Origin of the sequence: Streptococcus sp. HMSC071D03 (assembly GCF_001812125.1) — a bacterium.
GTDB classification, from domain to species: domain Bacteria; phylum Bacillota; class Bacilli; order Lactobacillales; family Streptococcaceae; genus Streptococcus; species Streptococcus pseudopneumoniae_N.
This window is the reverse complement of sequence record NZ_KV807683.1, coordinates 1-10,467: the sequence shown is the minus strand read 5'-3', so window position 1 is coordinate 10,467 and position 10,467 is coordinate 1. Positions and strand designations below refer to the sequence as shown.

General features: G+C 40.8%; 8 protein-coding genes. 6 read left to right on the top strand and 2 right to left on the bottom strand.

Going from position 1 to position 10,467, the window contains the following annotated elements; all coding sequences use genetic code 11:
• Positions 1-214: 214 nt before the first annotated feature.
• Together HMPREF2837_RS00045 and HMPREF2837_RS00040 are read right to left on the bottom strand one after the other, a co-directional pair.
• A complete protein-coding gene (locus HMPREF2837_RS00045; protein ID WP_049549147.1) occupies positions 215-1,741 on the bottom strand; it encodes an ATP-binding cassette domain-containing protein in 1,527 nt (508 codons plus the stop codon).
• A 274-nt stretch (positions 1,742-2,015) separates the two neighbouring features.
• Complete coding sequence (locus HMPREF2837_RS00040; protein ID WP_049549148.1) at positions 2,016-2,345, bottom strand: hypothetical protein; 330 nt, start codon at positions 2,343-2,345, stop codon at positions 2,016-2,018.
• 169 nt (positions 2,346-2,514) lie between these two features.
• On the opposite strand from HMPREF2837_RS00040, the gene HMPREF2837_RS00035 reads away from it, so the two are divergent.
• The 6 genes from HMPREF2837_RS00035 to carB all read left to right on the top strand — a co-directional run bounded on the left by HMPREF2837_RS00035 (position 2,515) and on the right by carB (position 10,114).
• Positions 2,515-3,057 carry a YceD family protein gene (locus HMPREF2837_RS00035; RefSeq protein WP_049502643.1) on the top strand — a complete coding sequence of 181 codons (543 nt, stop codon included), beginning with the start codon at positions 2,515-2,517 and terminating at the stop codon, positions 3,055-3,057.
• A complete protein-coding gene (nth, locus tag HMPREF2837_RS00030) occupies positions 3,058-3,687 on the top strand; it encodes an endonuclease III (protein ID WP_049549149.1) in 630 nt (209 codons plus the stop codon).
• Positions 3,688-3,895: 208 nt separating this feature from the next.
• Entirely contained in the window at positions 3,896-4,417 is a 522-nt protein-coding gene (pyrR, locus tag HMPREF2837_RS00025; RefSeq protein ID WP_049549150.1) for a bifunctional pyr operon transcriptional regulator/uracil phosphoribosyltransferase PyrR, read from the top strand.
• A 19-nt stretch (positions 4,418-4,436) separates the two neighbouring features.
• Positions 4,437-5,360, top strand: a complete 924-nt coding sequence (locus tag HMPREF2837_RS00020) for an aspartate carbamoyltransferase catalytic subunit (protein WP_045763807.1) — start codon at positions 4,437-4,439, stop codon at positions 5,358-5,360.
• Between the two features lie 49 nt (positions 5,361-5,409).
• Positions 5,410-6,489 carry a carbamoyl phosphate synthase small subunit gene (locus tag HMPREF2837_RS00015; protein WP_049549151.1) on the top strand — a complete coding sequence of 360 codons (1,080 nt, stop codon included), beginning with the start codon at positions 5,410-5,412 and terminating at the stop codon, positions 6,487-6,489.
• A gap of 448 nt (positions 6,490-6,937) precedes the next feature.
• Positions 6,938-10,114, top strand: a complete 3,177-nt coding sequence (carB, locus tag HMPREF2837_RS00010) for a carbamoyl-phosphate synthase large subunit (RefSeq protein WP_049549152.1) — start codon at positions 6,938-6,940, stop codon at positions 10,112-10,114.
• Positions 10,115-10,467: the final 353 nt, after the last annotated feature.

Genomic DNA, 10,467 nt, shown 5'->3' with positions numbered 1-10,467 from the left:
AAATACCTTGATATACTTGACAAATGGTAGAAAAGGACTCAGTCCTGTGCAATACAGAACTAAATCCTTTGGATAAATTAATTGTCTAACTTTTTGGGGTCAATACAGTATCAGGTATTGAACAACCTTGATACTATGCGTTTTATTGTGGGAAGATTTACTTGATTTTCTGCTGAAATTTAGTTTTTGCCCAGCCTCTTACTATTTTCTACAGTTATAAATCTTGTAAATCAACTATTTCCAAACCATTCTCTGTCAAACGGTAGATACTCCTACAGACTTCTTTTAAGAAACGTCGATCATGTGAAACAGTAACCAGACCACCAGGATAATTGGCAAAGAGTTTTCTGATTTCGGGTTGAGAAGTTGGAGAAAAGTTTCGTGTGGGTTCATCCAGAAGGAGAAAGTTTGGTTTCCGCAGAACTAAATTCAAAAGAAGGAGTTTGCCTTGTTGACCGCCGGATAAGGAGCGGATTTGGTGGTGCATTTCTGGATAACTGAAATTGAGACTGGCTAGGAAGGATTGGATTTTCTGTACTTCCTCTTTGTGTCCAGTTCGGCTGAGAAATTCTACTGGAGATAGATCCAATTGCAATGTTTCTTGGTAATTTTGTGGCATAAATCCAAGTGAAATCTCACTTTTGGCGCTTAGTAGTTGATGTAACTTGCCTAACAGAGTCGATTTGCCAACACCATTTGGTCCGATGATACCGATTTTATCTTGACCCCAAACAGTTAGTTGTAACTCCTGAGCCAAAACACGCTCACCAATGGACAAACTTTCCTTTTCCAGTCGAAGTAAGACTTTAGAAGCTGCTAATGGCTCTATATCTGAAAAGAAGAGTTGGATTTCTTCTTCTTCAAGTGGTTTCTGGGTCATGGACTGAGCTGCTTTTTCGTAGCGTTTTTCTTGAGAAAGAACATTTTTCATCTTTTTGGCTAATAGGCGCCCAGCAACATCATTTTTAGTATTTCGCAAGGCAGTTTCGACATTTTGCTTGACTCTGCGGTGTTTTTCCATTGTTTTGTTATAGGCCCTCTGGTCGTTAGCAGCTTGCTGGCTTTGTCTGGCAAAAATAGCCTTTCTCTGTTCACTATAGCGATCATAGTCTAAATGTTCAACTAGAGTTTCAGCCTCCTTTCGATGCTTGACCAGTCGCAAGTGGATAATGGTGTCTGCCGTTTGAGAGAGGAAGTCTTCATCATGAGAAATGAAAATAACGGTTTGTTTCATCTTCTGAATCTTACTTTTTAGCCAATCAACTGTCTCAATGTCCAGGTCATTTGAAGGTTCATCTAAAAATAGAATCTCAAAGGGTTTGGCTAATTCATGGATAAGCTGAATTTTCAAAGCTTCACCTCCCGAGAGGCTACCAATCTCTTGGTCACTAGCAAAACGACTGCTATCAAAGTGCAATTCCTCAGCTAAACGGTAGAGAATGCTGAAGTCCAAATCAGCAGACTCTAAAAAGAAGTAGTCCTGTAGAGATTTTTTCTTCAATTCTTCAGGGAGATGTTGGGGAATGTAGGCCAAGGACTGAAGGTCAGACTGGATTTCTCCACTGATTGAGAAATCAGCTAATCTTTCGCCCATTAAAGTTTTAAGTAAGGTTGATTTTCCATTTCCTTCTTCGCCGATAATAGCGACCTTTTCTCCGTCTTGGATAGTAATATTTAAATCGGAAATAAGGTCTCGTAAATCTTTGTTTTGAGTGATGGTTAGCTGGTTGATTTTTATCATCATGTTTCCCTTTCTAAATTTGGATAATACATAACAAAAGCTCTACTTTACCTAGTAGAGCCAATCGTCTATGTCAAAAAATCCTCTTTTAAAAGGGCTGAAAAAGCAGCAGAAAAAAGAGCACACAAAAAGAGACAGAAACAAGATCTACTAAATAAAGGTTCTTTATTTGATAGACTTAGTTGTTCATGTCTCCCTTACCTCCGAAAATTACTATGTTTATTTTATACCTTTTGGAACACTTTGTCAAAAGAAATGAGAAATTCAAATCTTTCTAGAAACCAAAAACAGGTCCATAGAGAGTCAAAACGTGTTTGACGTGATCGTAGTGGAATTTGTCATAGTTTCGCCAAGCTGTGCGAGCTTGATCATTCAGTTTAAGGGTGCCAAGTCCAATCAAGAGACTGGTATGTTGGTAAAATTTCTCCAGATCAACTAAGATAGAGTTATCGAGTTTCTCTGTCTTTTTAAGTTGTTTGAGTAACTCGTCAATATTTTGCTGCAAGCGTATATCATCAGGCAATCCTTGTTTGCAAGTTTGGTAAGCTTTGTTTAACTCGGAAATGAGTTGATAAGCTTCTAAGATTAGTTCTTTATCTTCCATATGAGCGTCCTCCTTTGCTCATGTATTGATGTCTATAGTATAGCACCAAAAACAAAAAATGTCATAGTAAATATATCAAAAAATAGTGAAAAATATTTAAAATGTTTAGATACCTTGTTTGAACTTTTTTCATGGTATAATCAAGATAGTAAATCTTTATGGAGGAAGTATGAAATTAAATATTCAAGAAATTCGTAAGCAGCCTGAAGGTTTGCACTTTGAGCAGACTTTAGACTTAGCAGCTGACTTGCGTGCCCGTAATCAAGAAATTTTAGATGTAAAAGATATTGTCGCTATTGGGAAAGTTCAGTACGAAGACCTTATGTTTTTCCTAGATTATCAGTTGTCATATACAATCGTCTTAGCCTCTAGCCGTAGCATGGAGCCGGTAGAATTGAAAGAGTCTTATCCAGTGACAGAAGTCTTTATGGAAGGTGCAACCAATCAACTGGACCAAGAAGTTCTAGATGATGACTTGGTCTTGCCTATCGAAAATGGGGAAATCGACCTGGCTGAAAGTGTCTCAGATAATATCTTGCTCAATATTCCTATCAAAGTCCTAACAGCTGAGGAAGAAGCTGGTCAGGGATTTGTTTCTGGAAATGACTGGCAAATCATGTCTGAGGAAGAGTATCAAGCCCAACAGGCAGTCAAGAAAGAAGAAAATAGTCCTTTTGCAGGTTTGCAAGGACTGTTTGACGGAGACGAATAGATGGTTTTATCCAAGAAACGTGCCCGTCATGTCATTGAGGAAATCATCGCTCTTTTTCCAGATGCAAAACCAAGTCTAGATTTTCGTAATCATTTTGAACTTCTGGTTGCTGTTATGCTGTCAGCTCAGACGACAGATGCGGCAGTCAACAAGGCTACACCAGGACTTTTTGCAGCTTTTCCAACCCCACAAACCATGGCAGAAGCCAGTGAGAGTGAGATTGCCTCGTATATTTCTCGCCTAGGCCTTTATCGCAATAAGGCTAAATTCCTCAAAAAATGTGCCCAACAACTCCTGGATGATTTTGACGGTCAAGTCCCTCAGACTAGAGAAGAATTAGAGAGTTTAGCAGGAGTTGGTCGTAAAACAGCCAACGTAGTTTTGAGCGTGGGATTCGGTATTCCAGCTTTTGCAGTAGATACTCACGTAGAGCGAATCTGTAAACACCACGATATTGTTAAAAAATCAGCTACACCCCTTGAGGTCGAAAAACGTGTCATGGATGTTTTGCCACCAGAAGAATGGCTTGCAGCCCATCAGGCTATGATTTACTTTGGTCGTGCTATCTGTCATCCGAAAAATCCAGAATGCGATCACTATCCACAGTTGTACGATTTTAGTTCGTTATAAAATTGATTTCTTGTGTTTTTTCTTGCATCGATTCCTGGTTTGTGTTATAGTAGTACCAATCAAATATTCCTTTAATCCTGTCCCGTGAGGCAGGCAAGGAGCTGAATCAAGTAGAAGGGTGGAGTCTCTGCTGTTTTGGTAGGGCTGGCTTAACTATATATTCTGAAGTCTCCTTGTTTAAGGAGACTTTTCTTTTTGGAGGTTTGTCATGAAGACAAAAGAAGTTGTAGACGAATTGACCGTCAAGCGAGCGATTACTCGAATTACCTATGAGATTATCGAGCGAAATAAAGATTTGAACAAGATTGTACTGGCTGGGATAAAAACACGCGGTGTCTTCATTGCCCACCGTATCCAAGAGCGATTGGAACAGTTGGAATCTATCTCAGTGCCAGTCGTTGAGTTAGATACCAAACCATTCCGTGACGATGTCAAAAGCGGTGAAGATACTTCTATAATCTCTGTTGATGTGACAGAACGTGAGGTCATCTTGGTGGACGATGTGCTTTACACAGGTCGGACCATCCGAGCAGCTATTGATAACATCGTAAGCCATGGTCGTCCTTCTCGTGTGAGTTTAGCTGTTCTAGTTGACCGCGGGCATAGAGAATTACCGATTCGTCCAGACTATGTAGGGAAAAATATCCCAACCAGTCGTTCAGAAGAAATCATCGTAGAGATGACTGAACTAGATGGACAAGATCGTGTTCTTATTACCGAAGAAGCTTAGATAGCCAAAGGAGTTAGCCATGTCAGAAAATCAACAAGCCATTCAACATGTAGTCTCAATGGAAGACCTTACTGTAGAACAAGTCATGAAATTGATTAAACGAGGGATCGAATTTAAAAATGGAGCAAAGGCTTCTTATGAAGACCAACACATCGTCTCTAATCTCTTCTTTGAGAGTTCGACTCGTACCCACAAATCTTTTGAAGTAGCAGAGATTAAACTGGGCCTTCACCTACTGGACTTCGATGTAAAAACAAGTTCAGTCAACAAGGGTGAAACACTCTACGATACAATTTTGACCTTGTCAGCCTTGGGAGTAGATGCCTGTGTCATCCGACACCCAGAGGTAGATTACTACAGAGAGTTGATCGATAGTCCGACGATTACGACTTCGATTATCAATGGTGGCGACGGTTCTGGGCAACATCCTAGCCAGAGCTTGCTTGATTTAATGACGATTTATGAAGAATTTGGACACTTCGAAGGACTCAAGGTAGCCATTGCTGGTGACCTTGACCATTCGCGTGTGGCTAAATCCAATATGCAAATCTTAAAACGCTTAGGAGCAGAACTCTACTTTGCTGGACCTGAGGAATGGAGAAGTCAAGAGTTTGCAGACTATGGACAGTTTGTAAGCATTGATGAAATCATTGACCAAGTTGATGTGATGATGTTTCTCCGTGTTCAACATGAGCGTCATGAAAGTGGAACAGTCTTTTCAAAAGAGGGCTATCATGCCCAGCATGGTTTGACTCAGGAACGTTACGATCGCTTGAAAGATAAAGCTATTCTGATGCATCCTGCTCCTGTAAATCGCGATGTTGAAATTGCTGATCACTTGGTCGAAGCACCAAAATCACGTATTGTTCAACAAATGACCAATGGTGTCTTTGTCAGAATGGCAATTTTAGAATCTGTATTGACTTACAGAAACGCAAAATAAGACACAAAACGTTAAAAGATGCCTGAGAGCATCCACGAGAGGTGAATTTATGACTAAACGACTTCTAGTTTTAGAAGATGGAACAATTTTTGAAGGAAAAGCCTTTGGGGCTGACATCGATGTAACTGGTGAAATTGTCTTTAATACCGGGATGACCGGTTATCAAGAATCCATTACGGATCAGTCTTATAATGGGCAAATTCTAACCTTTACTTATCCCTTGGTTGGAAATTATGGGATTAACCGTGATGACTACGAGTCTATCAGTCCAACCTGTAAAGGTGTAGTAGTATTTGAAGAAGCTCGTAGAGCCAGCAACTGGCGAAACCAGATGACACTGGATGAATTTTTGAAGTCTAAGAAAATCCCTGGTATTTCAGGTATTGATACACGTGCTTTGACAAAAATCATTCGCAAACATGGAACTATGAGAGCGACTCTGACACATGTTGGAGATAGTATCGATCACATCACAGATCAGCTTCAAGCAACTGTTCTACCAATTGATAATATCAAACAGGTTTCTACAAAAACTGCTTACCCAGCTCCAGGAGTAGGTTTAAGTGTGGTACTTGTAGACTTTGGTCTCAAGCATTCAATCTTAAGAGAGTTGTCTAAGAGAGATTGTAATGTAACGGTCGTTCCTTATACTACAACAGCAGAGGAAATCCTTCACTTAAATCCAGACGGAGTTATGTTGTCAAATGGACCGGGAAATCCAGCAGATGTACCAGAAGCACTCGATATGATTCGTGGTATTCTCGGGAAAATTCCAATCTTTGGTATTTGTATGGGGCACCAGCTCTTTGCGATGGCAAATGGTGCCAAAACCTATAAGATGAAATTTGGTCACCGTGGATTTAACCACGCTGTACGCGAAATTGCAACAGGGCGCGTGGACTTTACTAGTCAAAACCATGGATATGCAGTGAGTCGTGAAGATTTTCCAGAGCATTTGATGATTACTCATGAAGAAATCAATGACAAGTCAGTTGAAGGTGTACGTCACAGATACCAACCAGGTTTCTCTGTGCAATTCCACCCAGATGCTGCACCAGGTCCGCACGATGCAAGTTATCTATTTGACGAGTTCATCGAGATGATGGAAGCTTTTAAACAAGCAAACTAAAAACGAGTGTGAAATCGTCGGAGAATTTATGTAACTGAACACGGACGGAAAGCTCGGAATTTAGAGAACCCAACTCGGATTGTCAATCCTTCCTTGGTTTCTTAACATTCCATCGCTTTCTATTCGTCCTTTGTACCTTATTTAATGGCAACCTGAGAGTTGCCGAATAGAAAGGCAGGTCGTTTCTTTTAGTCGCTATCAGGCGAACTAAAAACTCCCTGCACTAGATTTTTTACCGAAAAAAATCGTTTCGCTAAAAAATCGTCGGAGAATTTATTTAATGGCAACCTGAGAGTTGCCGAATAGAAAGGAGAAGGGTGAGCCGTATTTGCTGAACTGAATACGGGCTACGGACGTTGCTAAAAAGATAGTTATTCCTAGAACTGACAGTTCTTCGTCATAACTCCTATTTTAGCTTTGTCCGCTTGACGCCCTTAATATCTTATAAATGCCTAAACGTACTGATATTCAAAAAATTATGGTGATTGGTTCTGGTCCGATTATTATTGGTCAGGCTGCTGAGTTTGACTATGCTGGGACTCAGGCTTGCTTGTCTTTGAAAGAGGAAGGTTATGAGGTTGTCTTGGTGAACTCAAACCCTGCAACTATCATGACTGATAAGGAAATTGCAGACAAGGTTTACATTGAGCCAATCACACTTGAGTTTGTAACTCGTATTCTCCGTAAGGAACGTCCAGATGCCTTGCTTCCAACACTTGGTGGGCAAACAGGGCTTAACATGGCCATGGAATTGTCTAAAAATGGTATTCTTGATGAATTGGGAGTTGAACTTCTCGGGACTAAATTGTCTGCCATCGACCAAGCTGAGGACCGCGATCTTTTTAAACAATTGATGGAAGAGCTGAACCAACCAATTCCTGAATCAGAAATTGTTAACACAGTGGAAGAAGCCGTAGCCTTCGCAGCAACAATTGGTTACCCAGTGATCGTCCGTCCAGCCTTCACACTTGGTGGTACAGGTGGTGGTATGTGTGCCAACGAGGAAGAATTGCGTGAAATTGCTGAAAATGGTTTGAAGTTGTCACCTGTAACCCAGTGTTTGATTGAACGTTCTATTGCAGGTTTCAAGGAAATCGAGTACGAAGTCATGCGCGATTCAGCTGACAATGCCCTCGTTGTTTGTAACATGGAAAACTTTGACCCCGTTGGGATTCATACAGGGGATTCCATTGTATTTGCCCCAGCGCAAACTATGTCAGATTATGAAAACCAAATGCTTCGTGATGCAAGTTTGAGCATTATCCGCGCTCTCAAGATTGAAGGTGGGTGTAACGTTCAGTTGGCTCTCGATCCACATAGCTTTAAATATTATGTCATCGAAGTAAACCCTCGTGTATCTCGTTCATCAGCTCTGGCTTCTAAGGCGACAGGTTATCCAATCGCTAAATTGGCTGCTAAGATTGCCGTAGGATTGACCTTGGATGAGGTTATTAACCCTGTTACAGGTTCAACTTATGCCATGTTTGAACCAGCCCTTGACTACGTTGTTGCCAAGATTCCACGTTTTCCATTTGATAAGTTTGAAAAGGGTGAGCGCCGTCTTGGTACTCAGATGAAGGCGACTGGAGAAGTTATGGCCATCGGTCGTAACATCGAAGAGTCACTTCTTAAAGCTTGTCGTTCACTTGAAATTGGTGTCCACCACAATGAAATGCCTGAACTTGCAGATGTTTCAGATGATGCCTTGATTGAAAAAGTTGTCAAAGCTCAAGATGACCGTCTATTCTACGTATCAGAGGCCATTCGCCGTGGTTACACACCAGAAGAAATTGCTGAGCTGACAAAAATCGATATCTTTTATCTGGATAAACTATTGCATATCTTTGAAATTGAGCAAGAATTGGGTTCACATCCACAAGATCTAGCAGTCCTAAAAACAGCAAAACTCAATGGTTTCTCAGATCGTAAAATCGCTGAACTCTGGAATACTACAGCTGACCAAGTTCGCCAACTACGTTTGGAAAACAAGATTGTCCCAGTTTACAAGATGGTTGATACTTGTGCGGCAGAATTTGAATCAGAAACTCCTTACTTCTATTCAACCTATGGTTGGGAAAATGAATCTATCAAGTCTGAAAAGGAATCTGTACTGGTCCTAGGTTCAGGTCCAATCCGTATCGGTCAAGGGGTTGAGTTTGACTATGCGACTGTTCACTCAGTTAAGGCGATTCAAGCTGCTGGCTACGAAGCCATCATCATGAACTCAAACCCAGAGACCGTTTCAACCGACTTCTCTGTATCGGATAAACTTTACTTTGAGCCATTGACATTTGAAGATGTCATGAATGTTATCGACTTAGAGCAACCAAAAGGTGTTATCGTTCAATTTGGTGGACAAACAGCTATCAACCTTGCTGAACCATTGGCAAAAGCTGGTGTAACTATCCTTGGTACGCAGGTTGCTGACCTAGACCGTGCCGAAGACCGTGACCTCTTTGAGCAAGCCCTCAAAGACTTGGATATTCCACAACCTCCTGGACAGACTGCAACAAACGAAGAAGAAGCAGTGCTTGCAGCTCGTAAGATTGGTTTCCCAGTCCTCGTTCGTCCTTCTTATGTCTTGGGTGGACGTGCCATGGAAATTGTAGAAAACGAAGAAGACCTTCGTTCTTACATGCGTACAGCCGTTAAAGCAAGTCCAGACCATCCAGTTCTTGTCGACTCTTATATCGTTGGACAAGAATGTGAAGTTGATGCCATCTCAGACGGACGAAATGTCCTCATCCCAGGTATTATGGAACATATCGAACGTGCTGGTGTCCACTCAGGTGACTCCATGGCTGTTTATCCTCCACAAACCTTGTCTCAAAAGGTTCAAGAAACGATCGCAGATTACACTAAACGTCTTGCAATCGGCCTTAACTGTCTTGGTATGATGAACATTCAGTTTGTCATCAAAGATGAAAAAGTCTACGTTATTGAAGTCAATCCACGTGCCAGCCGTACAGTTCCATTCCTATCAAAAGTAACCAATATCCCGATGGCTCAGGTTGCAACTAAGTTGATTCTTGGTCAAAGTCTTGAAGAACTTGGTTACCAAGATGGACTTTACCCAGAAAGCAGTCGTGTTCATATCAAGGCGCCTGTCTTCTCCTTCACTAAGCTCGCGAAAGTAGACAGCTTGCTCGGTCCTGAAATGAAGTCAACAGGGGAAGTTATGGGTTCTGATACGACTCTAGAAAAAGCGCTCTACAAGGCTTTTGAAGCTTCATACCTTCACTTGCCAACCTTTGGGAATGTTGTCTTTACTATCGCTGACGATGCCAAGGAAGAAGCTTTGGATTTGGCTCGTCGTTTCCAAAATATTGGCTACGGAATCCTTGCAACTCAGGGAACAGTAGCTTTCTTTGCAAATCATGGCTTGAAGGCTCAACTCGTTGGTAAGATCGGTGATGATGAACACGATATCCCAAGCTATGTTCGTAAAGGGAAAATCCAAGCTATCATCAACACAGTTGGTACCAAGCGAACTGCTGATGAAGATGGTGAACAAATCCGCCGTTCAGCTATCGAACATGGTGTACCACTCTTTACAGCCCTAGATACAGCGGATGCTATGCTTAAGGTACTTGAAAGCCGTAGCTTCGTTACAGAAGCAATTTAGTTTCTTGTTAAATGATCTAAGTAGCTTTTATCCAGCGTCAAAAGACGCTGGTTTTTCCTCTTTTATAGAGAAATCGAGTTAGAAATAATAGTTACAGTTCACTATTAAATGTCAAAGTTTATCAATAGATTTATCATTATCGTTAATGAGTAGACTTATTCTGACTTTCCCTAAAATTTTGTTGAATTTTCTTAAGTTTTTATCATATTTTTTATAATTAAGGTGCCTTAAGAAAAATAATGAAAAAACTAAATGTTTTTCATATAGTTTTCATTGTTTTAATAGTTTAAAGTCAATCTTATTTTTCTCTAATAGAAAATAATAGACTTCCTGCGAAACAAAATATGATACAA

Excerpts from the sequence above, each read along its gene's own strand:
- pyrR (WP_049549150.1), top strand. The coding sequence starts at position 3,896 with ATGAAGACAAAAGAAGTTGTAGACGAATTGACCGTCAAGCGAGCGATT.
- HMPREF2837_RS00040 (WP_049549148.1), bottom strand. The coding sequence starts at position 2,345 with ATGGAAGATAAAGAACTAATCTTAGAAGCTTATCAACTCATTTCCGAG.
- HMPREF2837_RS00015 (WP_049549151.1), top strand. The coding sequence starts at position 5,410 with ATGACTAAACGACTTCTAGTTTTAGAAGATGGAACAATTTTTGAAGGA.
- HMPREF2837_RS00045 (WP_049549147.1), bottom strand. The coding sequence starts at position 1,741 with ATGATAAAAATCAACCAGCTAACCATCACTCAAAACAAAGATTTACGA.
- nth (WP_049549149.1), top strand. The coding sequence starts at position 3,058 with ATGGTTTTATCCAAGAAACGTGCCCGTCATGTCATTGAGGAAATCATC.
- HMPREF2837_RS00035 (WP_049502643.1), top strand. The coding sequence starts at position 2,515 with ATGAAATTAAATATTCAAGAAATTCGTAAGCAGCCTGAAGGTTTGCAC.
- carB (WP_049549152.1), top strand. The coding sequence starts at position 6,938 with ATGCCTAAACGTACTGATATTCAAAAAATTATGGTGATTGGTTCTGGT.
- HMPREF2837_RS00020 (WP_045763807.1), top strand. The coding sequence starts at position 4,437 with ATGTCAGAAAATCAACAAGCCATTCAACATGTAGTCTCAATGGAAGAC.